Here is a 24157-nt window from a genome sequence, read left to right as displayed (position 1 = left end):
GCCACAGAGAAGGTTCTCAGTCGTACATCGGCCGAGCCACCGTAAGGAGCAATTCGCATGACGTTCACCGCGGTCGAGCCGACCCCGCTCGCAGCGGACCTGGTCCCGACGCTGGAACACACGGTCGCCCAGCTCGACAAAGCGCGAGCATTTGCCCGCGAGGTCGTCGCCGAGGGCGTCACCAAGGTCTTCTTCATCGGCTGTGGCGGCTCCTTCTACTCGACGTTCCCGGCGCTGGATCTCATGGAGACCTCCACCACAGAGCTCACCGCCGCCAAGATGACCAGCGCCGAGCTCATCCACCGCAAGCTCGCCGGCCTCGACGCCTCGTCCCTGGTGATCGCGTCCTCGCACTCCGGCGCGACGCCGGAGACGCTGGAGGCCGCCCAGCTCGCCCGCAAGGCGGGCGCGCGCGTCGCCGGCATCGCCCGCAGCGGTGACACCCCGCTGGCCCAGGTCGCCGACGTGCTGTTCGACTACCCGAGCAACGTCACCGTCACCGAGCCGAAGGCCATCCACTTCACGCAGCTCGCCCTCGCCCTGCTGGACGCGGTCGGCGACCTGTCCGACGCGGAGGAGCGCTGGCAGGCCGTCGCCGCCATCCCGGCGGCGATCCCGGCGGCGAAGGCGGCCGTCGCCGACCTCGGCCGCTCCGTGGCCCGTCGGTGGAGCGACGCGGACCTGGTCTACGTGCTCGGCGCCGGCCCGAACTTCGGTGCCGCCAACGCCCTCGCCGCCTGCTACCTGCAGGAGATGAACTGGCTGCACGCCTCCGCGGTGCACGCCGCGGACTTCTTCCACGGGCCGTTCGAGATGGTCGGGCAGCGCCCCGTGCTGGTGCTCGTCGGCGAGGACCAGACCCGGCCGATCGGCGAGCGCACGGTCAGCTTCGTCAACCGGTACTACGACAACGCCGACGTGCTGGACTCCCGCGACTTCGAGCTGCCCGGGGTGCCCGCCGCGCAGCGCGGGCTGATCAGCCCGCTCGTGGTGGCCAGCCTGACCCGGCGCCTGCTCGACTTCGTCGCGGCCGAGCGCGGCCACAACACCGCCGCCCGCCGGTACATGTACCGGGTCGACTACTGATGCGGATGTTCGGATCCGGCGCCGCCGTGCGGGTGCTCGGTGCCGGTGACAACGTCGTGGACCGCTACGTCGACGCCGGCATCATGTACCCGGGCGGCAACGCCGTCAACGTCGCGGTCTACGCGCGCCGGTGCGGAGCCGAGGCGGCGTACCGGGGCGTGCTCGGCACCGACGTGGCCGGCGACGTGGTGCTGGCCGCGCTGCGCGACGAGGGCGTCGACGTCTCGGGCGTGCAGCGGGCCGACGGCCCCAACGCCTACGCCGAGGTGGCGATCGTCGACAACGACCGGGTGTTCAAGGACTCCGGCGACGGGGTCTCCGAGTTCGACCTCACCGAGGCGGACTACGCACGGCTGTCCGGGTTCGACGTGGTGCACACCGCGTACAGCGGGTCGCTGATCCGCTCGGTGCCCCGGATGGCCGCGTACACCCGGGTCTCGTTCGACTTCTCCAACCGGCTCACCGAGCCGTACGTGGACTGGATGCTGCCGAGCCTCTACCTGGCCACCTTCTCCGGCACGGGCCTCGACGACGAGCAGACCGAGGCGTTGCTGGCGCGCGGCCTCAGGCGTGGCGCCCGCCATGTCCTGGTCACCCGGGGCAGTGCCGGCGCGTGGCTGGCCACCACGGACGGCGTACACCGGCAGCCGACCACCGCGTCGGCCGTCGTCGACACCATGGGCGCCGGTGACGCGTTCATCGCCGGGCTCCTCGTCGGCCTCGTCGGCGGTCAGGACCTCACCTCGTCGCTGGCCAAGGCGGCGAACTGCGCGGCACACGCCTGCTCCGTCGCGGGCGCGTTCGGCCACCCGGCCGCCGTCGCGGCCACCACGCTTCCGCACCTGCCAGGAGAGCCAACATGAGTCTGCGAATCGGTGTCGACACCGGAGGCACCTTCACCGACGTGGTCGCCTACGACGACGAGACGGGAGCGATCCACGTCCGCAAGGTGTCCAGCACCCGCGACGACCCGGGCCGGGCGATCATCACCGGCGTCCTCGAGATCCTCGAGCAGATCGGCGGGCGCACCGCCGAGGAGGTCGGCTACTTCGCCCACGGCACCACCGTCGGCACCAACGCGCTGCTGACCTACCGGGGCGTGCCGACCGCGGTGATCACCACCCGGGGCTTCCGTGACCTGCTCGAACTCGGTCGCGGCCGGCGCCCCCGCCTGTACGACCTGCAGGCCGACAAGCCGGAGGCCCTGGCCCGGCGGTCGGCGCGCTTCGAGGTGACCGAGCGGGTCCGCCACGACGGCCGGATCGAGACGCCGCTGGACGAGGACGACGTGCGCAAGGCCGCCGCCGCCATCGGCGCGCGGGGCATCCGTTCGGTCGCGGTCTGCCTGCTGTACAGCTTCCTTCGGCCCGAGCACGAGCGGCGCATCCGGGAGATCCTGCACGAGGAGCTCGGCGGGGACGTCTTCGTGACCCTGTCCTGCGAGGTGCTGCCGGAGTTCCGCGAGTACGAGCGGCTGTCGACCACGGTGGTCAACGCCTACGTCGGTCCCGTCGTCGCCGACTACCTGGCGGCGCTGCGCAAGCGGCTCGCCGACATCCGGCTCGGCGTCGTGCCGCACGTGACCCAGAGCAACGGCGGCATCATCCCGTTCGAGGCGGCCGAGCAGTTCCCCGTCCGCATGGTCCTGTCCGGGCCGAGCACCGGCGTCGTCGGCGCCGCGGGCATCGCGGCCACCGCCGGCCACCCCGACATCATCACCTTCGACATGGGCGGCACGTCGTCCGACGTCTCGCTCGTGCAGAACGGCCAGCCGAAGGTCACCAAGGGCATGGAGCTCGACGGCCGGCCGATCCGCAGCCCCATGCTCGACATCCACACCGTCGGCGCCGGCGGCGGCTCCATCGCCTGGATCGACGCGGGCAACCACCTCAAGGTCGGTCCGGCCAGCGCCGGCTCCGACCCCGGGCCGGCCTGCTACGGCAAGGGCAGCGAGGCCGCCGTCACCGACGCCAACGTGGTCCTGCGCACGCTCAACCCCGAGTACCTGCTCGACGGGCAGATGCGCATCGACTCCTCCGCGTCGGAGAAGGCGGTCGCCGCCCTCGCCGACCGGCTCGGCCTGGACGTCCGGGCGGCGGCGCAGGGCATCATCCGCGTGGTGGTGGCCAACATGGCCCGCGCGATCCGGGTCATCTCGGTCCAGCGCGGCTACGACCCCCGCGACTACACGCTCGTGCCGTTCGGCGGCGCCGGCCCGCTGCACGCCTCGTGGCTGGCCCGTGAGCTCGGCATCAGCACGATCCTGGTCCCGCCGACGCCCGGCGCCCAGTCGGCGCTGGGGCTGCTCATGACCGACGTGCGGGCCGACTTCACGCGCACCGCGATCCGCCGGTTCGACGCGGCCCACGTCGCCGACATCCGGCAGGTGCTGGTGGAGCTGACCGAGCAGGCCACCGAGTGGTTCGCCGACGAGGACATCCCGGAGGAGCGCCGGCACCTCGGGTACGCCATCGAGATGCGCTACGTCGGGCAGAACTACGAGCTGCCCGTCACCCTCCCGGCCGGTGACCTTACCGAGGACAGCCTGCCGGAGGTGCTGGCGCGGTTCGCCGTCGAGCACGAGCGCCTTTACGGCTACTCCGCCCCGGGCGACCCGGTGGAGGCGGTCACGTACCGGGTGCAGGGCATCGGCGACGTGCCGACGGCGGAGCTGGCGGCGAAGACGACGGACGGCAGCCCGGTCGACGTCGCGCTCATCGGGCAGCGGGACCTGCGGGTCGCCGAGGTGGACGGCTCGGCCGTCGTGCCGGTCTACCACCGCTCGAAGCTGCAGCCGGGGCACCGGATCGACGGCCCGGCGCTCATCGAGCAGATGGACACCACCACCGTCGTGCTGCCCGGCGACCGGGTGGTCGTCGACGAACACCTCAACCTCATCGTCAGCGTGGCGAACGGTCTCGTGGCGTCCTCGCGGAATGGAGCACAGGGATGAGCGAGCAGCCCGCAGCCGGCATCGATCCGATCCTCGTCGAGGTGATCGGGGCGGCGCTGGCGTCCATTGTGGAGGAGATGGGGGAGACCCTTGTCCGGGCCGCCTTCTCCAGCAACATCAAGGAGCGCCGGGACTGCACGGCGGGCCTGTTCGACGCGGCGGGGCACATGAGCGCCCAGGCGGAGCAGGCATCACCGGTGCACCTCGGCTCGCTGATCGGGGTCGTCTCGGCGGTGCTCGACCGCTACCCGCTCGACGCGATCCACGAGGGTGACACCTTCATCAGCAACGACCCGTACTCCGGTGGTGGCTCGCACCTGCCCGACATGGTGCTGGTCTCGCCGATCTTCGTCGACGGCGAACTGACCGCGTGGGCGGCCAACCTCGCCCACCACGCGGACTTCGGCGACCGCGGGCACGCGCACATCTTCCAGGAAGGCCTGCGCATCCCGCCGGTCAAGCTGATCAGCCGGGGCGAGACGAACGAGGACATCTTCCAGCTCGTCCTCACCAACTGCCAGGTGCCGCACGAGCGCCGGGCCGACTTCCGCGCCCAGCTCGCGGCCAACCGGCTGGCGGTCACCCGCTACGTCGAACTGGCCGGCCGCTACGGCCGGCAGCGGCTGATGGACATGACCGCGGCCCTGCTCGACTACACCGAGCGGCGGACCCGGGCAGCGATCGAGTCCATCCCGGACGGCGAGTACGCCTTCACCGACCGGTTCGACTGCCCGGAGCTGGACGAGGAGCTCGAGCTCAAGATCCGGGTCGCCGTGTCGGGCAGCGAGGTCACGCTGGACCTGCGCGACAACCCGGCGCAGGTGCGCGCCTCGGTCAACATGGTGTGGACAGCGCTGTACGCCACCGTGTACTACGCCATCAAGACCCTCGTCGACCCCGACGTGCCCTCCAACGCCGGGCTGCACCGCCCGATCACGATCCAGGCGACCGAGGGCACCATCGTCAACTGCGTCGCCCCGGCGGCGGTCAACGGCCGCACCGAGACGTGCCAGCGGGTGGTCGACCTGATCCACGGCGCGCTCGCGCCCGCCGTGGCGGACCGGGTCACCGCCGCCAGCAACGGCGCCAACACGGGCGTGCACTTCTCCGGCTGCGACACCAGCACCGGCAACTACTTCGTGTACCTGGAGACCATCGGCGGCGGCTCCGGCGCGCGGGCCACCAAGGACGGCATGGACGGCGTGCAGGTCCACGTCACCAACACCTCCAACCTGCCGGTGGAGAGCCTCGAGACGGAGTACCCCCTCGTCATCGAGGCCTACGAACTGGTCCAGGACTCCGGCGGCACCGGGCAGTGGCGCGGTGGCATGGGCATCCGCCGGACCGTCCGGGTCGAGGAGCAGGACGTGCAGTTCTGGCTCGACACGTCGCGGCAGAAGTCCGCGCCGTGGGGCCTGTTCGGCGGCGGGCCGGGGACCCCGGCCCGGGTGGAGCTCTCCGAGGGCGCCCGGCCCGTGGAGCACGGCCACACCATCCTGCAGCCGGGCGACCGCGCATCGATCATCACCGCCGGCGCCGGCGGCTACGGCCCACCAGAGCAGCGGCCCCGCGAGCTCGTCGAGCAGGACCTGGCCGACGAGGTCATCTCCGCGGAGACCGCTCGCTCCGTCTACCAGCTCGACGTCTGACACCCACCCCCTCACCTGAAGGAAATCCGTACATGACCTCACAGCACACGCGGCGGTCGTTCCTGAAGGCCTCGGCACTGTTCGGCAGCGCGCTCGCTGCCGGTCCGCTGCTCGCCGCCTGCGGTGGCGGCGGCGGCAGCGAGTCGGCCTCGGGCGCCAAGGGCGGAACGCTGACCTTCGGCCTCGACAGCGACGTGCCGAACCTGCAGACCCCGCAGAACCAGGGCAGCGCCTCGATGATGCTCAACGGCGTCCTGCACCGTGGCCTGGTGCAGTACGACGCCAAGGGCGACATCGTCGCGGCACTGGCGGAGAAGTTCGAGACCAAGGACTCGCAGACCTTCACGTTCACCCTGCGCGGCAACCTCAAGTTCCACGACGGCAGCCCGGTCACGGTCGACGACGTCAAGGCGTCGCTGGAGTGGATGACCGACGCGTCGAAGACGCCGAAGCTGTACCCCGCCACCAAGGGCATCGACAGCGTGACCACCGAGGGCGACAACACGGTCGTCGTCAAGCTCAAGGCCCCCGACGCGTCGTTCCTGGCGTTCCTCGCCGACGTCAGCGGCGCGATCCTGCCCAAGAAGACCCTGGGTCAGCAGGCTCCGACGTACGTGGGAGCCGGGCCGTTCAAGTTCGTCTCGTACGAGAAGGGCCTGGCCTTCAACGTCGAGAAGTTCGCCGGCTACTACGAGGCGGACAAGGTGAGCCTGGACAAGATCCAGTTCAAGATCCTGGCCGACCAGGCGGCCCGCGACAACGCGCTGCTGACCGGCACCGTCGACGCCATCTCCTTCGTCGGCTGGAACGACTACGACCGGGTCAAGCAGAAGAGCGACCTGGTGCTCGACCCCACCGACGGCCCGTTCATGTACCTGCTGTTCAACACGGCGCAGGGCCCGTTCAAGGACGCCCGCGTCCGGCAGGCCGTGGCCTGGGCGGTCAACCGGCAGAACGTGGTCTCCAGCGCGCTGGCCGGCCAGGGCTCGCCGCTGGCCGGGATGCCGCTGCCGGAGTCGAGCGCGTTCTACAACGCCGAGCAGGCCGACTTCTACAAGCAGGACGTGGCGAAGGCCAAGGCGCTGCTGGCCGAGGCGGGCTACGCGAACGGGTTCAAGGCCCGCATGCTGTCGTCGTCGCAGTACGACTTCCACCAGAACACCGCGATCTCGGTGCAGGCCGACCTCAAGGCCATCGGCATCGAGCTGGAGATGAACCTGCCGGACTGGCCCACCCGGCTGCAGCTGGGCTCGAAGGGTCAGTACGATATCGCCGTCTACGGCACCGTCGGCATCTGCAACGACCCAGCGTTCCTGGAGCAGATCCTCACGCCGGCCGGGTCGCAGAACGCCTCGTTCGGCTACGACAACATCGAGCTCAAGGCGCTGCTCGACAAGGCGAAGCAGGAAGTCGACGAGGGCAAGCGCAAGGATCTGTACAAGCAGCTGGGCACGATGGTGCTCACCGAGGCGCCCATCGTCGGGCTGGCCTGGCGCTCGCAGGCGTACGGCCACAAGAAGTCGGTGACCGGCTTCACCAACATCCCCGGCTTCCTCACCTTCGAGTCCGGCTACACGCTCGCCGGAACCGCGAAGTCGTGACCCGGGTCTGACGACAGCCAGCAGGAAGGACGCGACAGGTGCTCTTCTATGTCGCCAAACGTCTGGCCACCGGCGCGGCGCTGCTCCTCGTCGTGGTCACACTCATCTTCATAGCGGTGCACCTGGTGCCCGGTGACCCGGCCCGGACCATCCTGACCGGCACGGGCTCGACACCGACCGAGGAGGCAGTGGCCCAGCTCCGCACAGAGCTGGGCCTCAACCTCCCGCTCGGGGAGCAGTACACCCGCTACCTGTCGGACCTGGCGCACGGCTCGCTCGGGCACTCCCTGCAGGACGGGCGGCCGGTCACCGCGTACATCGGCGAGCGGATGCCGCGGACGATCCAGCTCATCGTGGCGACGACCCTGGTGTCGGTCCTGATCGGGGTCACGCTCGGCGCCCTGGCGGCCCGCCGGGGCCGGTTCCTCGACCGGTTCGTGCTGTTCGGCAGCAGCCTGGGCATCGCGATCCCGGCCTACGTGGCCGCCATCCTGCTGATCTTCGGCGTCGGCGTGCAGCTGCAATGGCTGCCCTCCGGCGGCTACACCGACATCAGCGAGGGATTCGGGCTGTACCTGCAAGGGCTCATCCTGCCGGTCGTCGCGCTCTCGATCGGGTTCACCGCGATCGTCGCGCGGATGACCCGCGCGTCCGTGCTGGCGACGGCCCGCCAGGACTGGGTCCGCACCGCCGAGGCGGTCGGCCTGCGCCGGCGGACCGTCTTCATCCGGCACGTCGTCCGCAACGCGCTGACCCCGGTGCTGACCGTGACCGGTCTGCAGATGGGCGCCCTGCTGGGTGGCACCGTCATCGTCGAGCGGGTCTTCAGCTGGCCCGGCCTCAGCGGCCTGCTGATCGACGGCGTGACCAACCGGGACTACCCGCTCGTGCAGGGGGTGGTGATCGTGGCTGCCGCGATCTTCATCGCGCTGAACATTGTCGTCGATGTCTCCTACGGGCTGCTGGATCCGAGAGGACGCCGGTCGTGAAGCTCTTCCGTGCACTGGGCCGGGGCGGCTCGTTCCTGGGCAGCACCGTCCCGGCGGCCTTCCTCGCCGTCCTGGTCCTCGTCGCGCTGTTCGCCCCCTGGGTCGCCCCGATGGACCCGCTGGCCCAGGGGCCGGACAAGCTCGTCGGGCCGGGCGCCCACCACCTGCTGGGCACCGACCAGTTCGGCCGCGACATCCTCTCCCGCCTGCTGTACGGCGCCCGCGCCGACCTCATCGTCTCCGTCGGCGCGACCGCGGTCGCCGCCGTGCTGGGCACCACCTTCGGGCTGGTGGGCGGCTTCTTCCGCGGCTTCATCGGCGGCCTGTCCATGCGGGCCACCGAGGTCGTGCTCGCCTTCCCGCCGATCGTGCTCGCGCTGCTCGTCGTGGCGCTGTTCGGTCCCGGCACGGCGACGCTCATCATCACCATGGGGATCCTGTTCACCCCGACCTTCGCCCGGGTCACCTACGGCCAGGTGCTGTCGGTCCGGCAGCAGGACTTCGTCACCGCCAGCCGGATGCTCGGCGCCGGGCCCGGCTGGCTGCTCTTCCGCGTCGTGCTGCCCAACGTCCTCGGCCCGATCCTGGTGCAGACGTCGCTGACCCTCGCCGCGACGATGCTGCTGGAGTCGGGCCTGAGCTACCTCGGTGTCGGCGTCGTGCCCCCGACGCCGTCGTGGGGCAGCATGATCGCCGAGGCGCAGAACCTGGCCCTGAGCAACCCCGGCTTCCTCATCATCAGCTGCGGCATCGTCGTGGTGACCGTCCTGGCGTTCAGCATCCTCGGCGACAGCCTCGACCGCCGCTTCGACCCGCGGCGCCGCAACCGCCCCGCCGGCGCGACGACGGCGGCCAACGATCTGCGTACGGTTGGGGGTGCCGCATGAGCATGCGTCCGGTCCTCGAGGTCGAGAACCTGTCGGTCTCGGTCGCCTCGGCGCGCGGTGAGCTGACGCTCGTGCACGACGTCAGCTTCGGCGTCTCGGCCGGGCGTACGCTCGGCGTGGTCGGGGAGTCCGGCTGCGGCAAGAGCGTCTCGCTGATGTCCCTGGTGCGGCTGCTGCCGCCGGAGGCGCGGATCGGTACGTTGTCGGTCGTCAGGATCAACGGCCGCGACGTCACCGGGCTGTCGCAGCGCGAGCTCGAGGACGTCCGCGGCCGCGAGGTCGGGTTCGTCTTCCAGGACCCGATGACCGCCCTCAACCCGGTCTACAAGGTGTCGTACCAGGTCGGGCAGGTCCTGCGGCGGCACTTCAAACTGTCCCGCCGGGCCGCCCGGGAGCGGACGCTGGACGTGCTGCGATCGGTCGGGTTCCCCGATCCGAAGCGGGTCGCGTCCAGCTACCCGCACCAGCTCTCCGGCGGCATGCGCCAGCGGGTGGTCATCGCGATGGCGATCGCCGCCGAGCCGCGGCTGCTGCTGGCCGACGAGCCGACCACGGCTCTCGACGCGACCACGCAGGCCGAGGTGCTCGAACTGCTGCTGAACCTGCAGCGGGAGCGGGACATGGCACTGGTACTGGTCTCCCACGACCTCGGCCTGATCGGCGAGGTGGCCGACGAGCTGTGCGTGATGTACGCGGGCACGGTCATCGAGCGGGGTTCGGCGGCGGAGGTGCTGGAGCGGCCACAACACCCGTACTCGCAGGCGCTGCTGGCGGCCGCCCCGGCCCTGGACTCGCCGTCGCACGTGCCGCTGCCGGTCATCCCGGGCGGCCTGCCGGCGCCGGGAGAACTCATCACCGGCTGCCCGTTCCGGCCGCGCTGCGCCCACGCGTTCGACGCCTGCACCGAGCGGCCGCCGTTCGTCAGGGGCGGCCGGGCGGCGTGCTGGCTGCCGGAGCAAGACGACATCCAGCACAGTGAGAAGGCGGTGACTGCGTGAACGACGAGATCCTGCTGTCGGCTCGCGACATCGTGCGCGAGTACCGGGTGGCCGGGTCGGGCACGCTGGGCCGGCGCACCACGATCCGCCCGGTCAACAACGTGAACCTGGACATCCGCCGGGGCGAGACCCTCGGCCTGGTCGGGGAGTCCGGCAGCGGCAAGTCGACCCTCGGCCGCAGCCTCATCATGGTCGACCCGCCCACCAGCGGCACCGTCCAGTTCGGCGGGCAGGACATCACCAGGCTCAGGCGCGGAGGTCTGCGACGCATCCGCACCGACCTGCAGATGATCTTCCAGGATCCGTACGCCTCGCTGAACCCCCGCTGGCGGGCCCAGGACATCGTCGGGGAAGGGCTCGCGCTGCAGACCCAGCTGAGCCGGCGGGAACGCCGTGACCGGGTCGCCGAGGTGCTCGAGCGGGTCGGGCTGCCGGCCGGTGCGGCGGAGAAGTACCCGCACGAGTTCTCCGGCGGGCAGCGCCAGCGTCTGGGCATCGCCCGTGCGCTGGTGCTCAACCCCCAGCTCATCGTGGCCGACGAGTCCGTCTCGGCGCTCGACGTGTCCGTGCAGTCGCGGATCCTCAACCTGCTCCAGGACCTCAAGGCCGACCTCGGGCTGACCTACCTGTTCATCTCGCACGACCTCGCCGTGGTCAAGTACGTCTCCGACCGGGTCGCGGTCATGTACCTGGGGCGGGTGGTCGAGCTGGCGTCGTCGGACGACGTCTACGCCGCACCGCTGCACCCGTACACGCTGTCCCTGCTCAGCGCGATCCCGCAGTCGTCGCGCACGGCCGCACCCGTGCGGCAGCGACTCGTCCTGCACGGTGACCCGCCGTCGCTGAGCCGGCTGCCCAGCGGATGCCCCTTCCGCACCCGATGCCCCTTCGTCCAGCCCACCCGCTGCGACAGCGAACTGCCGCCGCTGCGGGCCGCGGCACCCGGCCACTCGGTCGCCTGCCACTGGGCCGAGGACATCGCCGCCGGGCGGATCACGCCCCGTGCCGACCGGACGGCCACCGCACCGACCCCTGCCTGACCACACCAACCTGTAAGGAGAAGCTGCCGTGCGATTCGGCGCCCACAGCCAGATGCTGGTCCACGATCTCGACGACGCCGCGCTGTGGATCTTCGATCGCGGCCGCGAATGGGGCCTCGACGCTCTGGAACTGCACGTCGCCGACCCTGACACGTTCCCCGTCGACGGAGTGCGGAGCGCCGCCGAGCGGGCCGGCCTCGAAGTCGTCCTCGGCACGGCGCTGCAGGCGCACAACTCGACCGTGAGCGACGACCCGGAGATCCGCGTCCGCGGGCTGCGGCACCTCAAGGGCTGCATCGACGTCGCCGCCCGGATCGGCGCCCGCAAGATCTGCGGTGGCCTGCACTCCGCCAACGGCCACTTCGTCGGACGCGGGCGCACCAACCAGGAGTGGGACCGGTCGGTCGCGGCGCTGCGGGAGGCCGGCGAGTACGCGGGCGAGCGCGGCATCATCCTCACCGTCGAGCCGGTCAGCCGGTACTCGGGGTACTTCCTCAACACGGCGGCGGACGCGGTCACCCTCGTCGACGAGGTCGGGCTGCCCAACGTCGGCATCCAGCTGGACACCTTCCACATGAACATCGAAGAATCGGACCCCGCCGCCGCGATCCGTCTCGCCGGCCGCCGCCTGATGCACTTCCACGCGGTCGAGAACAACCGCGGGGTGCCGGGCACCGGACAGGTGCCGTGGGCGGACTGCTTCGCCGCGCTGCGCGACGTCGGCTACGACGACCTGTGCGTCTTCGAGTTCTTCCCACTCGACCTGCCGGTGATGGCGGTGCGCACCCACACCTGGCGCGAGCTGGCCACGAGCAAGCAGGTCGCGGTCGAAGGCATGCGCAACCTGAAGAACCTCCAGTAGATCGGGGGCTCGTGCGGCGGGCGGCACGGCATGAACGTGCGCACCGAGCCGCTTCGCCGGCCGCTCCGACACGTGCGGTCCGTCGCTCAGCGGGTCCAGGGTTCCGCTGGCAGGCAGGAGGGGCCGGGCTTGCCGTAGACGGTGGTTCCTTGCGGGTCGACGTAGCAACGGCCGAGCCGGTCGAACGGAACGAACAACGGCCGGCGGTCGAGCTCGTTGCCGGCGCTGTCGTAGCTGACCAACTGTGGGCTGTCGCGTTCGCGGACGTCGCCCTGAGCGATGATTCCGAAGGCGCCGTTGGCGATGCGTGCTGTCGTCGTCCTGCCGTCGCCGTGATCGAGCACCAGCCGGTGTACCCGTGCGCTGACCCGCCCGATGGCGACCACGTCGCCGCCGTCCTGCTCGGTCGAGGTGAGCAGGAGCCGGTCAACCGGACCCGGCAGCCAGTCGTGCCGCCAGCCGGGCCTGTCGGTGTCGATGGCAAGGCCGCCGGACCGGCCCCGGTGCGGCGGGTCCCATTCAGTACAGGCGAGATAGTGATCCTCGGTGAGGAACAGCACCGCGACGTGATCGCCGTGCTCGGCGCCCACGGCCAGATCAGCACCGGCTACCGGCAGCCGGGCGTGCATGTCGTTCAACTTGAGGCACCGTCCGGCCGCCGCTCGCAGCGACGGCGACATCTCGCCGGGTCCGAGTGCCAGCAGTTGCTCACCGTCCCCACCGGACCACGCGGATGCCCCGATGGCAGCCACGGCGACGATGCCGGCGAGGGCGAGCCCGACACCGACACGGCGCCGCGCCGGCCGCGCCGGCCGCGCCGGCTGCCGCGCCGGTTCGGTGATGTCGGCGAGAAGCCTGGTGCGTATCTCTTGCACTCTGCCGGGCGGGAGATCCCGCTCCACCGGTGGGGTGAACAGGTCGTTCATCGATCCTCCGTGGTGTCGTGGGACAGCTGGCGGGTCAGCCGGGCGCGCGCCCGGCTGACCCGGGAGCGGAGCCCGGCCTCGGTGATGCCGAGGACGGCGGCGGCGTCGGCGTAGGACACGCCGGACCACACGCACAGCGCGACCGCCTCCCGCTCGGCTCGCGGCAGCCGACGCACGGCGGCCAGGATCGCGCGCATCCGCCGCTCGTCATCGACGCGGGCCGCGACCTCGTCAAACAGATCAGCGTCGGTGCCACGCTCCGCCGGCAGCCGTCGCAGCAGCGCGAGCCAGCGTCGTGCGGAGCGAGCCTCGGTGCGGGCCGTGTTGGCGGTGACCACGAGGAGCCAGGGCAGCGCGGAACCGTCGACCAGGCGAGCGTCCGCACGCCGGCGCCAAGCGACAAGGAACGCTGACTGGGTGACATCCTCGGCCAGCGACCAGGATCCGGTGAGCTTGAACGCGTGGTTGTACACCGCCCGCGCGTAGCGGTCGAACAGCACGGCGAAGGCCGCCGCGTCGCCGGCCGCCGTCGCCGACCACAACTCCTGGTCGGTAGGGCTCATCTGGACCGTCACACCGTACTATTGCCGGCACGCCGCACTCTGTTGCACGTGACTGCGAAGGAAGCGGAGATGTCGGGCGGGCGTTCCGTCGCGGACCGGGCGTCGCGACACCGAGCGGAACAGGATCGCCCGCCGCCTGCTGGCCGATGGGGCGAACCGCGAGGAACTCATCCAGTTCGCACGGTCGGTTGCCTACGACACCGTGTTCTCGATGTTGTACTACCTCGAGGACGACGGCCGCGACGACTGCGACGACCTACCGGCGTGGGCTCTCGTGCAGACTCGAGCCGGCGAGCCGCCGAGCGGACAGGTGCTGGCTGGGTTGTTCGAGGACCTGCTGAGCCTGGACCCGTCTGGCAACGAGGGCGCCGACATCGTGCCGCTGCTGCCCGGCCCGTGGATGAAGCAAGCGGATCCGCCTCCGGGTGACGATGTGGCCTGATCGTCAGCGCACATGTCAGGAGACCGATGGTGGCCAGCGGTGCCCGCGCCACTCGTCCCACGTCGCGAATCCAGCCGGTGGGCTGCCACGTCCCCGGCCGATGGCGGATTCTCGGGCCCGAAGAGAGCCTTCACCCATTCGTCCTTCGTGAGACGAAGCGCTTCCTGCTCGATCTCGATGCGTCGAGCGGCAGTGGTCTTCCCGGTACACGGGAGCCCCACCGTCAGAAACAGCGTCGGTTGCATCATCACCTCACCGACCGAGCCGAACGCCTCATCATCGAAGCTATGTCAGGTGTAGTCGGGTGGCGAATTCGGTGAACGTGGGTGTGACCGGACGCCAGTGGCACTGTCTCGGGTCGCTCCAGAAGTCGCTTGCCACCACGGCGGGGTCGGCCGGGCTGGTGCGCAGGTCCAGTGCCACGGCGACATCGTCACCGGGGTTCCGGTTGACGGCGATCAGTATGGCCTGCTCGACATCGAGCCACGGCAGTTCGACCCGGCCGGCGGTACGACTGCCCCGCGCCGTTCGGAAGAGCGCTGATAGTGACGCTTGGCGAGGGAACAGGTCCAGGGACCTGTTCTCCCGCCGCATCCACTCGATACTGGTCAGGAACACCAGCGGGTCCGCGAACCACGGCATCACCTCGTGCAATGCCGCGGGGTCCGGATCCCGCCAGGCGCCCGCCTCCATGAGCACGACCAGCGCCGAAGGCACAGCAAGCCCGCGAACGGTCCACTCCGCCGGCTCGTGATCATCGGTTGACATCACTCAAGTATGCGATCGCGGGCCGGCACCCAGGACATCGCTTCGGCGTCGTCTGGCAGGGTGAAGACGAGCACGGATTCGTCGAGGCGACGCCACACGAGCCGGCATGCTCATCCGCTTCCACCGTACGGCGAGCGCTGCGCACACTCACCGGACGTCGGGTCGACCAGCTTCCTGGGGCGGGTTTCCCCGGGAGCTGAAGCGGGCCGACCGTGACAGCGCGCGCGGGACGCGGTAGCCGACGCCGGCCTCGAGGATCAGGGTGAGGTCGTCCGCTGTGATGCCACGGCCGGTGAACCGCTCGACCGCCACCAGTCCCTTCTCCGTCCGGTCGCCGGGCTCGGCGAAGTCGAGCCCGGCGAGGACCGCGGCGACCTTCGGCGGGACCGTCTCGTCGCGTCCCCACGGTTCGAACGAGGCGAGCAGTTGGCCGCCCTCGGCGAAGGAGAGCCGGGTTACCGCGTTGACGTTCCAGAACATGCTGGCCGCCCGGCCGGAGGCTGACGCGGCGCACAGCACCGCCGCATTCGAGCCGCGGTAACCGTTGTCCTCCACGACCAGTACCGCGTCGCCGGCATCCAGCGCGGTGACCCACGATTCGATGGCGCCGGATGACGACAGAATACGCCGTATGTCGTCGATCGATTCGGGCCGGTTCGGGTCGGCGCCGAATGCGCGCAGCGTCTGTTCGAGCGTTGCGCCGGCGACAACCGTGACCGTCGCCGCCACCGACAGCGGGCTGCGACGCACCCACCGGTAGGCGTGTTCGGGGCGTGGCGGCCGGACCGGCTCGGGCTCGCCGCGCAGCCGGTGGCCGAGCCGGTCAGTACGCTGGTGCACGGTCTCCGGCGCGGCCGGCGCCGCCCAGACGATGAGCTTGTAGCGCTCGAATTCGGTGTCGAGGTCATCGCGGCCACGGGCGTGCACCCGCACCCGGTAGTCGCCGGGCCATGGCGGGGTCTGCCGGCGCAGCCGCGGACTGTCCGCGCCGTCCGGCGCGATCACCGACGCTCGACCCTCGGCGGCGCGCCAGCTGACCTCGACGATCTCCTCCCACCCTGACTCGACCTCGGCCGGTGCCTGCGCGAGCACGGCCAGTTCGACGCGCACCGATCCCTGCGCGACCCCGGTACGGATGACGACGCCGCCGTCGGTCACGGCCACCAATCCGTTACCGGCGAAGTCGGCCTGCCCGACGACCTCGCGTTCGGTCAGCCCGAACCGGTTCCCGGCCACGTTTGTCGAGCCGTACGTGTGGCGCGGCAGGAGGTACTCCGCGCGGACCTTGGCCAGCAGCGCCGCCGCGTAGGCCGGCGGCATGGGGCGCTCGCGTAGCAGCAGTGCCGCCGCGCCGGCACCGAGGCCGACGATGGCAGCGGCACGCTCCACGACCGCCGGCGGAGCTGCCTGATCGACCACGGCACCGGCGACCGCCACGGCCAGGCCGAGATGGGCGGCGCCGTGACGGGCGGCGATCGCGGGCTCGTCCGTCACCGCCGGCGGGATCGTGAGCAACCGCGCGACCGCCGGGTGTGCCGCGATCCCAGTCGCCAGGGCAACGGTGCGGTCGGCCAGTCCTGGATGCAGTCGCTCCAGCAGTGCGGCGGCGGACGTCGCCTCGCTGTCGTGCCCGCCGGTCGCCACCCAGGCGTACCCACCCGGCGCGGGACGCGGCAGGTCCGCTGTGAGGCTCGGCGCGCCGCTCCAATCGTGACCGGCAACGGCGAGTTCGAGCGCGCCGAGCAAACGCTCCACCAGGAGCGGCCCCAGCGCCCGCAGCGCGGTCAGGCACGCGGGCTCACCCCCGTCCGTACCGTCGAAGGCACGCGCGTCCGGAGTGCGCAACACCGCCTCCTCCGGCGCACCCAGCCGCCCCAGCGTCCGGGCGGGCGTGACGGGAACCCGCCCGGTGAACACCGGCATCGCCGCCGCGACGAAGTCCGCAAGCCCATCACTCATCGTCCGCCCCCCGTCGCCCGATCACGTCGGCCCGTACGCTACCGGACTCATCCAAGCGCACCGATGCAGTCCGCGGCAGCAAGACGGCGGGCGCTTTACCGGCACTCATTCGGAAGGCGGAGGCACAAGATGGGTCTGCCGGCGGAGGCGCCTGGACGGCCGCTTCCAATTGGTCTCAACTCGTTCAGACGAAGCGCCGGACAACTGTGCGTACGGTTTGTGACACCAGGAGACAAGCGCCCCAAGGGCGGTGCGCTGGGTCCGTCCCAGCGCGGCAGGTACACAGGGGAGGATCGGGATGCGGAAGTACAGGCTGTGGGTACTTCCTGCCGTCACCGGCAGGGGCGTGCCGCTGTTCCCCGAGCTGAACAAGCCCCGCCCGGTGCTGACGTAGTCAACGTCGTCTGGACAGTGACCGCTGTTCGAGTCGATCGACGCTATTCTCTCGGCGTGTTGATCAGCGTTACGGCATTCGTCTGCCGCCGGTACGTCGTCGCCGGTCTCGCATGTTCGGTCGTCGCTCTCGCGGGGTGTGACGCCGCTGATCAGGAGGCACCGGGTCCGATGCCGGCATCGACCGGCCGTACGACTCCGCCGCCTGTCGGGCCGTCATCGACGATCTCTCACGGTCCCTCGCAGGTGGGGCGAGTCAGCCCCGCGCCGCCTGACCGAAGGCCCGCGACTGTCCGCTCAGTCCGCGCGGTGCCCGACCAGATCGACCCTTCCGCATGTACCTCACCTGCGCCGGAGGGGCCTGAGGTCATCGCTGACGTCTGGCCCGGCGACTACAGCCCCGAAGATCTCACCGTGACGCTCGACTACAACGGTGATCCGGCAGGCGACAAGTACCGCGGCACCGTGCGAATGCAGTACAACCCCGCCACCAAGCGCTTCACCTACAGGCTTCCGCTGGTCAGTCAGGCGACCCTGCCGCCGCCAGGGAACATCTCCCTCTATGTTCGCGTACATCCGGGAGACGACTCGATGCCGCCGCCGGCCACGTACATCCGAGGCATGGGGTACTGCATGGACCTGCGAAATTGATCATTACCGGTCCGGTGCGAACCGCGGCACAATGGCGGGATGGGTGCGATGGCCGGGGTGGGCCGGCTGGACGCGCGGTGGTACCCGGATGTCGTGGCGGTCGGTGATCTGGCCGGGGCCCTGCCCGTACACCAGCCATGCCGACGTGCACTTCAGCGCCGGCGCCACCGTTTCGCCCCCGGATCCGGTGCCGCACATCCGGCCGCGTCCCCGCGAACGCTACTACGTGTTCGGGCCGCAGCTGGAGCCGGAGTTCATCGGCGAAACCCGCTCGGCCACCGAGGCGCTGTCACTGGTGCTGCAGCACCTGCAACCAGCCGGGCCCGGCGCCGCGTAGCCTGGACGTCATGCCTGTCCAGCTCAACCACACCATCGTCCATGTGCGTGACCGGGACCGCTCCGCCAGGCTCCTCGCCGAGCTGCTGGGCCTCGCGGAGCCGGTTCCGTACGGGCCGTTCCTGGTCGTCGAGCTCGCCAACGGCTGCTCGCTCGACTTCGCGCAGGACGGCGGCGCCATCCATCCCCAGCATTACGCGTTCCTCGTGTCGGAGGTGGAGTTCGACGAGATCCTCGCCCGCATCCGGGCGCACGGGCTGCCGTACTGGGCGGACCCGTACCACCGGCAGCCGGGACGGATCAACACCAACGACGGCGGGCGCGGGCTGTACTGGCAGGACGCCGACGGTCACAACCTCGAGATCATCACCGTGCCGTACGGCGGCTGAGGCCGGGGCTCACGAGTCGGCCTGCGGTTCGCCGACTCACCCGTCACGGGCGGCGCTCGGGGGGCTCAGCTCTCTTGTTCAACTGCCGGATCGTCGGCGGGCGTCGTGCCCGATCCCGTCGTCTGCTGCCGAAAGGCCCACAGCGCGATCAAGCAGTACGGGACCAGCAGGATCACAATGCTGCTGAATGCGTCGTTGAACGGCCAGCGGTCCTGGCCGTCGGCGGGACCCAGCCCGACGCACGCCAGCACCATCGCCCACGCGGCCGGGACCGCGAAGAACCCGGGCCGTGACGCGCCGAACAGGTGAGCGACCATCGGTCCCACGATCGCGATCGCCAGGGGCATCGAAGTGACGGCAAGGAGCGCCGGTCCGAGGTCCGGCAAGCACACGAGGTCGCTGTCGCACGCCGAGGTGTTTTCCGGCGCAAGCCCGATAATCGCGAACGCAACGGCCGCGGCGGTAGCTGCGCTCGCGGCGCCGATGGCCAACCCTCGCAACATCGCCCACACCGGCCACCACGACGCCGGTCGTGCCTGCCTGTCGCTCATGACCGCACTGTGCCACGCTACGGGCCAGCCGGTTGACCGTGAGGACGCACCGCGCGACATCGCCACGAAACCTTCACATTCTGCCGCTGTCCGTGAGCGCGGAGGGCCGGCAGGGCGTTGGTGTAGGGCGCGACTCCGCCGATGAGCGACGCGCCGAAGTCGTGGGGATGTTGTGTACAGCTCGGTGAGCCCCTGGCGGCCCGCCGATCGTCGTGGCACGGTCGGTCGACCACGACGGCAGCGTGGCTGGGGAGCGCGATTCCGCGTCGGTAGCCGGTGTTCTGACCATCTTGTCAGCGTGCGAGTCGACGCACCGCAGAATGTCGCCATCAGGCTGCAAGGCGCGCGTGCTTTCGTGCTCTGATGGCCTGGATCGCCCGCACCAGCGAACCGTGGCTACTGCTGCGGCAGCAGCACGGTGGTGAACTTGCCGGCAAGAAACTCATCGGTCAGCCGGACGCCCGTGAGGAGTTCGGCCAGTGCGAGGGCAGGCGCGTACCAGTCGCTGTCCCACAGCCCCAAGGCTTCGGCGAGCGGCGCCATGTCGGCGGGCAGCCTGTCGTTGCTGGAGTCGTTCAGATCCAGCCAGAACGCCGTCTCTCCGGCGGCCGCCATGGAGAAGCTGGCCGGTCCGGCGATGCTCCAGAACACGTTGACGGCCCGTACGCTCGCCACGGCCTGCAGCACCGGTGCGGATTCGCCGCGGTAACCGCTGAGCGGCTCGACGACCACGATCCATTCGCCCGCCTCGCGGACCAGGACGGAGTCCACGGACGGTCGTCCGGCCAGCGCGACGTCGATCGCCTCGTCGACAGTCAGCATCATCGCGTCCGCCGGATGGCCGCCGAACGCGAGAATGACGGCGTCGTGATTCAGGCCCTGGACGTACGTGACACCCATGCCATCGTTCAACTGCGGCCATGACTCGAGCAATGCCGCGTAGTGCGCAACAACTTCGCCGTACACCACGTCAACGTACCGTCCCCTCCGAGGCTGGGTGGCCGGTCAGGTGCTGTAGGTGCCGTCCCACGGCGGGTTGAAGCCGAGCCGGTCGGGGTAGAGCTCGGCCCAGCCGCCGCGATCGGGGTCGGACTCGTCGATCAGGCCGAACACGACGCCGTCGTAGGTGAGGCGGAACGGCCGGATGGCGATGTCGCCGAACCGCGGCGCATCGAGCTCGTCCAGGAGCGCGGCGAGGATTCGGTCGGCGGCGTCCGGGTCGGTGAGGTAGCGGCTCAGGGCGATCCTGCGGATCGTGGATGCCTCGTGCCGGCCGTCGTGGTCGAAGCGGTGCACGTAGGCGTACCAGCCGAAACTCTCAGCCGGATCGTCGACGTCCCGGCTGGCGCCGTGCACCGCCGCGTAGAACTCACCACCCGCGTGGCGACCGATGGTGTCGGTGCGGTAGCCCGCCTCATAGGCGACCGGTGGGCATGTGTCCCCGCCGCGCGGGCGTTGTGGCTGCACGGCACCGATCCGGCCGAGCTGATCGAACCGCTGTCCGGATGAACGGAAGCGGAGCGGATGCCTGCTACGCATTTCCAGGCAGCACTTGCCTGGCCTCCGAGCATGAGACGGTCGGCGGCGTGCCGCCCGCTCACTCCATCAGGCGGTCATGCGGTCCTGCCAGGCGGGCAGCCCGGGAACCCTGTCGACGTAGCTCAGCCAGGGCACGTCCGGCAGATCGGAGATGATCTCTTCGCGGAAAACGCGGGCCAATTCTGCAGGTACCGGTGCATTCGTCAGACACAACCATGCGATGACCGCACCGTACCTGACGCCGCCTGGCGCTTCCCTGTCGAGGCACAGCCCCTTGGTCCACTCCAGTGCCGCCGCGCCGCTTCCGTGCTCGCGTGCGCGCTGCGCCAGAGCGAGCACGGTGCTGACCTGAGCGCTCGGGACGGTCTCGGCTGCCAGCCGGCTTCGCAGGGCCGCGGTGACATCAGCCCGGTCGGCAGCTCCGGTCGCGAGCGCGTACGCTGCCGCGCACCGCAAGACCGAGGAGTCGTCGCCGAGAAGGGACAGCAATGTGTCGACTCAACGACGATGTCGCCCCACTCGTCGACCTCATCACCGTCCACTGGACGCACCATACCCGGCATCGATGGCCTCTCCGGTGACGCGGTGAGGGGGCGTCGATGGCCAGGCACGTGGCGGCACTCGTGGAGCAGACTCGACGCCATGCCGGGTCGGCGGGGTGATCCGCGGACGGCGTGCCAGAGCGGCTGCTGCGAGTGCCACTCACCCGCGGCGGCAGCGTCGCCGAGGACCGGCTGGCCGGTCACGGGGAAACCGATCGCGGTCGGGCTCTGTGTGAGCCTCAGCGAGTCGGCTGCGCTTCAGGCCGGCGGGTCGGCTGCGCATCAAAGCCGCTTCGGGCGGTCGGCGAGTCGTGGATCACGTTCGAAGGCGGCGCCGGGCCGGGGCGTGACAGAGTCGGTGCCGATGCAACCGCGTACCGAAACCGTCGCCACGCTCGCCCTGGCGGCCCTTGCCTTCATCGTCGTCACCGGCGAGACCACCCCGATCGGGCTGATCAGCGACATCGCCGCTGGGGCCGGCACCACCGAGAGCCGGGTCGGGCTGACGATCAGCTGGTACGCCCTCGTCGCGGGCGGCACCGCGGTCCCGCTGACGCGGTGGACGGCCCGGTTCGACCGCCGCTGGGTCCTCGCCGCGAGCACGGCGGCGTTCAGTGCCGGACACGTCGCGTCCGCCTTCGCCGGGAACCTCACGGTCCTCGCCCTCGGCCGCGGGTTCGCCGCGGTCGGGCACGGGCTGTTCTTCGCGCTCGCCGCACCCACCGCGCAGCGCCTCGCCCGGCCGTCGACGCGTGGACGTGCGGCCGGGCGGGTGATGGTCGGCGGCTCGGCGGCGCTCGTCGTCGGCACGCCGCTCGCCACCGGCCTGGGGCAGCTCGCCGGCTGGCGGGCCGCGCTGCTCGCCATCGCCGCGGTGTCGCTGCTGCTCGCCGTGGCCGTGCTGTTCCTGGTGCCGTCCCTCGCGGACGGGCCAGGCGAGCCCGGCGGGCCCGCGGGCCATCCCCGGCTCGCCGAGGTGCTGCGGCTGCCGGGCCTCGTCGCCGTCCTCGGCGTGCTGGTCGCCACGGTGGTCGGGCACTTCGCGCTGTTCACCTACGTCGCGCCGTTCGCGGCCGAACGACTCGGTTTGCACGGCACCGCCCTGACCGTGCTGCTGCTCGTGTACGGCGTGTGCGCGGTCGTCGGCAGCAACCTCGGTGGGCGGTTCAGCGACACCCGCCCGATCACCAGTACCCGTGCGGCCTCGGTGGTCTTCGTGGTCGCGCTCGCCGGTGTCTGGTCGGCGGGGCTGGCGGCGGCGCCGTACGCGGGAGTGCCGATGCTGCTCGTGTGGGGCGGCACCTTCTCTGTCCTCGTGGTGGCGACCTCCCTGGCGGTGCTGCGGCGGGCGCCGGGCCGTGCCGCCGAACCGGCCAACGCCGTGTACGGCATCGTGTTCCAGATCGGCATCGTCTCCGGCTCGGCCCTCGGCTCATGGTGCTACGCGGCCGGTTCGGTGACGGCGATCCCGCTCGTGGCGATGGCCGCCGGCGCGGTCGCGCTGGCCCTCGTCGTGGCGTGGGGCCGGGCGTTCCGCGCCGCCGACCCCGGCTGAGTCGCACGGGCACGCAGGCGTGGTCCCCGTGCGAGCCGGCGCGGGGCTGCCCGGGGGTCGCTCCATCGACTTGATGATGTCCCTGAGCCAGCCCTTCACGGTGCGGCGCGGCGCCTGGCTCGGGTCCGGTGCGCCGAGCCGCCAGATGATCTCCTGACCGGTGGCGGCGGTTTCGCGGCGGTGGCCTTTGTGGCCGGCGGGGTGGTCTTCGCGGGCGGAGGCGGGGTGGCGGCCTTCGCCGGGGTCGTCGCGACCGGCTTCGCGGGCTGCTTCGTGGCCGGCGGTGTGGCGGTGGTCTTCGCCGCGGCAGACTGCGATGCGGCGGCGGACGTGGACGCAGGCGGGGGACAGGGCGCGGTGGCTGAGGCCGTGCGTGTGGGCGATCTCCAGGGACACGGCCGGCTGCCGGACGAGGCCGAGGCGGCCCTCGAGGGGCATCCGGTCGACGTGGGTGGTGAGGAAGTCGTCGAACGGCACCTGCCCGTCGTGGTGCCGCTCCAGTCGTGGCCGTTGTAGGGCGCCGCGCCGGGCAGGTGCCGCAGGAGGTGGTCGAGCCCGTCGGCCTCCTTCTGGTGAACCGGCGGCGCGAGCACCCGCCACCGTGCACTGCCGACGTCCAAGCCCCTGTCCGTAGCCCGTCCCCGGCCCCGGCCCCGTACGGCACGCAGCAGGCTACCGCCGGTGACCGGGCGATGCCGTTCCCGTGGCCGGCTGCCGAATTCGAACCGATCGGCGGAGGTTCATGTCAGCCGGTGCCGGCGGTCGACCGGCGGCGCAGGTTTCCGGGTGAGGATCTTCGGGCAGTGCTCCAACGGTGCCGTACTGTACCGCTGTCAAGGTCGCCGGCGGGGCGGGCGCGCACCGGAGGGGGTACATGGTGGACAACCGAGGCTCGGCCGCCCGTACGGCCGACTGTGACGCTCCGACCACGCCGCTCGGCGGCGGACCAACCAGCAGAGAGCACCGCGATGCCGACTGAGCCGTCCGTCCTGCAGGTCCTGCTCGTCGAGGACGACCCCGCCGACGTGGCGCTGATGGAGAGCGTCTTCGAAGATCACCGCATCCGCAGCGAGCTGCACCATGTGGCCGATGGCGGGGAGGCCTTGGCGTTCCTCCACCGGGAGGAGCCGTACACCGACGCACCCCGGCCCGACCTGATCCTGCTGGACCTGAACATGCCGCGCGTCGACGGACGCCAGGCGCTCACGCTCATCAAGCAGGAGGACAAGCTCAAGTCGATCCCGGTCATCGTGTTCACCACGTCGTCGACGGAGAGCGACATCGTGGCCAGCTACAGCCGCAACGCCAACGCGTTCGTCACCAAGCCGATCGACCTCGACCAGTTCGAGCGCGTCGTCGCGGAGATCCGCAACTTCTACGGCCACACCGTCACCCTGCCCAGTCGCGTCTCCGACGTCAGCCGCCTCGACGCCGTCGACGAGTGACGCGGCCGGCGTCGGGCCGGTGGCACGTTGGGG

General features: G+C 70.9%; 25 protein-coding genes and 1 pseudogene. 17 read left to right on the top strand and 9 right to left on the bottom strand.

What is annotated here, in order from left to right; translation table 11 throughout:
• Nucleotides 1–57: 57 nt before the first annotated feature.
• From ACFY3L_RS48495 to ACFY3L_RS48450, 10 genes are read left to right on the top strand one after another with little or no spacing between them, the layout of a single operon-like run.
• Nucleotides 58–1086, top strand: a complete 1029-nt coding sequence (locus tag ACFY3L_RS48495) for an SIS domain-containing protein (RefSeq protein ID WP_389340635.1) — start codon at nucleotides 58–60, stop codon at nucleotides 1084–1086.
• The gene (locus tag ACFY3L_RS48490; protein ID WP_389340633.1) at nucleotides 1086–1949 is read left to right on the top strand and encodes a PfkB family carbohydrate kinase; all 864 of its coding nucleotides are present in this window, start codon (nucleotides 1086–1088) and stop codon (nucleotides 1947–1949) included. The genes ACFY3L_RS48495 and ACFY3L_RS48490 overlap by 1 nt, the downstream gene beginning before the upstream one ends.
• Nucleotides 1946–4039 carry a hydantoinase/oxoprolinase family protein gene (locus ACFY3L_RS48485; protein WP_389340631.1) on the top strand — a complete coding sequence of 698 codons (2094 nt, stop codon included), beginning with the start codon at nucleotides 1946–1948 and terminating at the stop codon, nucleotides 4037–4039. Before ACFY3L_RS48490 ends, ACFY3L_RS48485 begins: the two co-directional genes overlap by 4 nt.
• The gene (locus tag ACFY3L_RS48480) at nucleotides 4036–5688 is read left to right on the top strand and encodes a hydantoinase B/oxoprolinase family protein (RefSeq protein WP_389340629.1); all 1653 of its coding nucleotides are present in this window, start codon (nucleotides 4036–4038) and stop codon (nucleotides 5686–5688) included. Before ACFY3L_RS48485 ends, ACFY3L_RS48480 begins: the two co-directional genes overlap by 4 nt.
• A gap of 32 nt (nucleotides 5689–5720) precedes the next feature.
• The gene (locus ACFY3L_RS48475) at nucleotides 5721–7289 is read left to right on the top strand and encodes an ABC transporter substrate-binding protein (RefSeq protein ID WP_389340627.1); all 1569 of its coding nucleotides are present in this window, start codon (nucleotides 5721–5723) and stop codon (nucleotides 7287–7289) included.
• Nucleotides 7290–7327: 38 nt separating this feature from the next.
• Nucleotides 7328–8278 carry an ABC transporter permease gene (locus ACFY3L_RS48470; RefSeq protein ID WP_389340625.1) on the top strand — a complete coding sequence of 317 codons (951 nt, stop codon included), beginning with the start codon at nucleotides 7328–7330 and terminating at the stop codon, nucleotides 8276–8278.
• On the top strand, nucleotides 8275–9165 hold the full coding sequence (locus ACFY3L_RS48465) for an ABC transporter permease (protein ID WP_389340623.1): 891 nt from the start codon (nucleotides 8275–8277) through the stop codon (nucleotides 9163–9165). Before ACFY3L_RS48470 ends, ACFY3L_RS48465 begins: the two co-directional genes overlap by 4 nt.
• A complete protein-coding gene (locus ACFY3L_RS48460) occupies nucleotides 9162–10163 on the top strand; it encodes an ABC transporter ATP-binding protein (protein ID WP_389340621.1) in 1002 nt (333 codons plus the stop codon). The genes ACFY3L_RS48465 and ACFY3L_RS48460 overlap by 4 nt, the downstream gene beginning before the upstream one ends.
• On the top strand, nucleotides 10160–11203 hold the full coding sequence (locus ACFY3L_RS48455; protein ID WP_389340619.1) for an ABC transporter ATP-binding protein: 1044 nt from the start codon (nucleotides 10160–10162) through the stop codon (nucleotides 11201–11203). The genes ACFY3L_RS48460 and ACFY3L_RS48455 overlap by 4 nt, the downstream gene beginning before the upstream one ends.
• Nucleotides 11204–11231: 28 nt before the next feature.
• The gene (locus ACFY3L_RS48450; protein WP_389340617.1) at nucleotides 11232–12065 is read left to right on the top strand and encodes a sugar phosphate isomerase/epimerase family protein; all 834 of its coding nucleotides are present in this window, start codon (nucleotides 11232–11234) and stop codon (nucleotides 12063–12065) included.
• An 86-nt stretch (nucleotides 12066–12151) separates the two neighbouring features.
• On the opposite strand, the gene ACFY3L_RS48445 is transcribed toward ACFY3L_RS48450, so the two are convergent.
• Entirely contained in the window at nucleotides 12152–12694 is a 543-nt protein-coding gene (locus tag ACFY3L_RS48445; RefSeq protein WP_389340615.1) for a hypothetical protein, read from the bottom strand.
• A 293-nt stretch (nucleotides 12695–12987) separates the two neighbouring features.
• The gene (locus ACFY3L_RS48440; RefSeq protein ID WP_389340613.1) at nucleotides 12988–13554 is read right to left on the bottom strand and encodes an RNA polymerase sigma factor; all 567 of its coding nucleotides are present in this window, start codon (nucleotides 13552–13554) and stop codon (nucleotides 12988–12990) included.
• A 211-nt stretch (nucleotides 13555–13765) separates the two neighbouring features.
• Between ACFY3L_RS48440 and ACFY3L_RS48435 the strand changes: the two genes are divergently transcribed.
• Nucleotides 13766–13996, top strand: a complete 231-nt coding sequence (locus ACFY3L_RS48435) for a hypothetical protein (protein ID WP_389340696.1) — start codon at nucleotides 13766–13768, stop codon at nucleotides 13994–13996.
• Between the two features lie 110 nt (nucleotides 13997–14106).
• Here ACFY3L_RS48435 and ACFY3L_RS48430 read toward each other — a convergent pair.
• The 3 genes and pseudogenes from ACFY3L_RS48430 to ACFY3L_RS48420 form a co-directional block, all read right to left on the bottom strand.
• Nucleotides 14107–14241, bottom strand: a pseudogene (locus ACFY3L_RS48430) (AAA family ATPase); the annotation flags it as partial.
• Nucleotides 14242–14281: 40 nt separating this feature from the next.
• On the bottom strand, nucleotides 14282–14764 hold the full coding sequence (locus ACFY3L_RS48425; protein ID WP_389340611.1) for a hypothetical protein: 483 nt from the start codon (nucleotides 14762–14764) through the stop codon (nucleotides 14282–14284).
• Nucleotides 14765–14911: 147 nt separating this feature from the next.
• Nucleotides 14912–16723 carry a DUF6461 domain-containing protein gene (locus tag ACFY3L_RS48420; protein WP_389340609.1) on the bottom strand — a complete coding sequence of 604 codons (1812 nt, stop codon included), beginning with the start codon at nucleotides 16721–16723 and terminating at the stop codon, nucleotides 14912–14914.
• Nucleotides 16724–17425: 702 nt separating this feature from the next.
• Between ACFY3L_RS48420 and ACFY3L_RS48415 the strand changes: the two genes are divergently transcribed.
• The 3 genes from ACFY3L_RS48415 (at nucleotide 17426) to ACFY3L_RS48405 (ending at nucleotide 18492) form a co-directional block, all read left to right on the top strand.
• Nucleotides 17426–17767 (top strand): hypothetical protein, encoded by a 342-nt coding sequence (locus ACFY3L_RS48415; protein ID WP_389340607.1) that lies wholly within the window; start codon nucleotides 17426–17428, stop codon nucleotides 17765–17767.
• Nucleotides 17768–17855: 88 nt separating this feature from the next.
• Nucleotides 17856–18104: a DUF6193 family natural product biosynthesis protein gene (locus tag ACFY3L_RS48410; protein ID WP_389340605.1), complete on the top strand. Its 249-nt coding sequence runs from the start codon at nucleotides 17856–17858 to the stop codon at nucleotides 18102–18104.
• A gap of 10 nt (nucleotides 18105–18114) precedes the next feature.
• Nucleotides 18115–18492 (top strand): VOC family protein, encoded by a 378-nt coding sequence (locus ACFY3L_RS48405; RefSeq protein WP_389340603.1) that lies wholly within the window; start codon nucleotides 18115–18117, stop codon nucleotides 18490–18492.
• Nucleotides 18493–18557: 65 nt separating this feature from the next.
• Here ACFY3L_RS48405 and ACFY3L_RS48400 read toward each other — a convergent pair whose 3' ends face one another.
• The 4 genes from ACFY3L_RS48400 to ACFY3L_RS48385 form a co-directional block, all read right to left on the bottom strand.
• A complete protein-coding gene (locus tag ACFY3L_RS48400) occupies nucleotides 18558–19043 on the bottom strand; it encodes a hypothetical protein (RefSeq protein WP_389340601.1) in 486 nt (161 codons plus the stop codon).
• Nucleotides 19044–19439: 396 nt separating this feature from the next.
• Nucleotides 19440–20009: a DUF6461 domain-containing protein gene (locus ACFY3L_RS48395; protein WP_389340599.1), complete on the bottom strand. Its 570-nt coding sequence runs from the start codon at nucleotides 20007–20009 to the stop codon at nucleotides 19440–19442.
• Nucleotides 20010–20048: 39 nt separating this feature from the next.
• On the bottom strand, nucleotides 20049–20510 hold the full coding sequence (locus tag ACFY3L_RS48390; protein WP_389340597.1) for a hypothetical protein: 462 nt from the start codon (nucleotides 20508–20510) through the stop codon (nucleotides 20049–20051).
• 138 nt (nucleotides 20511–20648) lie between these two features.
• Nucleotides 20649–21071 carry a hypothetical protein gene (locus ACFY3L_RS48385; RefSeq protein WP_389340595.1) on the bottom strand — a complete coding sequence of 141 codons (423 nt, stop codon included), beginning with the start codon at nucleotides 21069–21071 and terminating at the stop codon, nucleotides 20649–20651.
• Between the two features lie 417 nt (nucleotides 21072–21488).
• Between ACFY3L_RS48385 and ACFY3L_RS48380 the strand changes: the two genes are divergently transcribed.
• The 3 genes from ACFY3L_RS48380 (at nucleotide 21489) to ACFY3L_RS48370 (ending at nucleotide 24124) form a co-directional block, all read left to right on the top strand.
• Nucleotides 21489–22679 carry an MFS transporter gene (locus tag ACFY3L_RS48380; RefSeq protein WP_389340593.1) on the top strand — a complete coding sequence of 397 codons (1191 nt, stop codon included), beginning with the start codon at nucleotides 21489–21491 and terminating at the stop codon, nucleotides 22677–22679.
• 180 nt (nucleotides 22680–22859) lie between these two features.
• Nucleotides 22860–23195, top strand: coding sequence for a hypothetical protein (locus ACFY3L_RS48375; protein ID WP_389340591.1), 336 nt, complete (start codon nucleotides 22860–22862; stop codon nucleotides 23193–23195).
• Between the two features lie 452 nt (nucleotides 23196–23647).
• A complete protein-coding gene (locus ACFY3L_RS48370; RefSeq protein WP_389340589.1) occupies nucleotides 23648–24124 on the top strand; it encodes a response regulator in 477 nt (158 codons plus the stop codon).
• Nucleotides 24125–24157: the final 33 nt, after the last annotated feature.

Source organism: Dactylosporangium sp. NPDC000521 (assembly GCF_042898305.1).
GTDB lineage: Bacteria > Actinomycetota > Actinomycetes > Mycobacteriales > Micromonosporaceae > Dactylosporangium.
Note: the sequence above shows the minus strand (reverse complement) of the source record. Positions and strands in the feature narration are given on the sequence as shown.

Excerpts from the sequence above, each read along its gene's own strand:
- ACFY3L_RS48495 (WP_389340635.1), top strand. The coding sequence starts at position 58 with ATGACGTTCACCGCGGTCGAGCCGACCCCGCTCGCAGCGGACCTGGTC.
- ACFY3L_RS48490 (WP_389340633.1), top strand. The coding sequence starts at position 1,086 with ATGCGGATGTTCGGATCCGGCGCCGCCGTGCGGGTGCTCGGTGCCGGT.
- ACFY3L_RS48485 (WP_389340631.1), top strand. The coding sequence starts at position 1,946 with ATGAGTCTGCGAATCGGTGTCGACACCGGAGGCACCTTCACCGACGTG.
- ACFY3L_RS48480 (WP_389340629.1), top strand. The coding sequence starts at position 4,036 with ATGAGCGAGCAGCCCGCAGCCGGCATCGATCCGATCCTCGTCGAGGTG.
- ACFY3L_RS48475 (WP_389340627.1), top strand. The coding sequence starts at position 5,721 with ATGACCTCACAGCACACGCGGCGGTCGTTCCTGAAGGCCTCGGCACTG.
- ACFY3L_RS48460 (WP_389340621.1), top strand. The coding sequence starts at position 9,162 with ATGAGCATGCGTCCGGTCCTCGAGGTCGAGAACCTGTCGGTCTCGGTC.
- ACFY3L_RS48445 (WP_389340615.1), bottom strand. The coding sequence starts at position 12,694 with ATGCACGCCCGGCTGCCGGTAGCCGGTGCTGATCTGGCCGTGGGCGCC.
- ACFY3L_RS48440 (WP_389340613.1), bottom strand. The coding sequence starts at position 13,554 with ATGAGCCCTACCGACCAGGAGTTGTGGTCGGCGACGGCGGCCGGCGAC.
- ACFY3L_RS48435 (WP_389340696.1), top strand. The coding sequence starts at position 13,766 with ATGTTGTACTACCTCGAGGACGACGGCCGCGACGACTGCGACGACCTA.
- ACFY3L_RS48425 (WP_389340611.1), bottom strand. The coding sequence starts at position 14,764 with ATGTCAACCGATGATCACGAGCCGGCGGAGTGGACCGTTCGCGGGCTT.
- ACFY3L_RS48420 (WP_389340609.1), bottom strand. The coding sequence starts at position 16,723 with ATGAGTGATGGGCTTGCGGACTTCGTCGCGGCGGCGATGCCGGTGTTC.
- ACFY3L_RS48410 (WP_389340605.1), top strand. The coding sequence starts at position 17,856 with ATGTCGTGGCGGTCGGTGATCTGGCCGGGGCCCTGCCCGTACACCAGC.
- ACFY3L_RS48405 (WP_389340603.1), top strand. The coding sequence starts at position 18,115 with ATGCCTGTCCAGCTCAACCACACCATCGTCCATGTGCGTGACCGGGAC.
- ACFY3L_RS48400 (WP_389340601.1), bottom strand. The coding sequence starts at position 19,043 with ATGAGCGACAGGCAGGCACGACCGGCGTCGTGGTGGCCGGTGTGGGCG.
- ACFY3L_RS48380 (WP_389340593.1), top strand. The coding sequence starts at position 21,489 with ATGCAACCGCGTACCGAAACCGTCGCCACGCTCGCCCTGGCGGCCCTT.
- ACFY3L_RS48370 (WP_389340589.1), top strand. The coding sequence starts at position 23,648 with ATGCCGACTGAGCCGTCCGTCCTGCAGGTCCTGCTCGTCGAGGACGAC.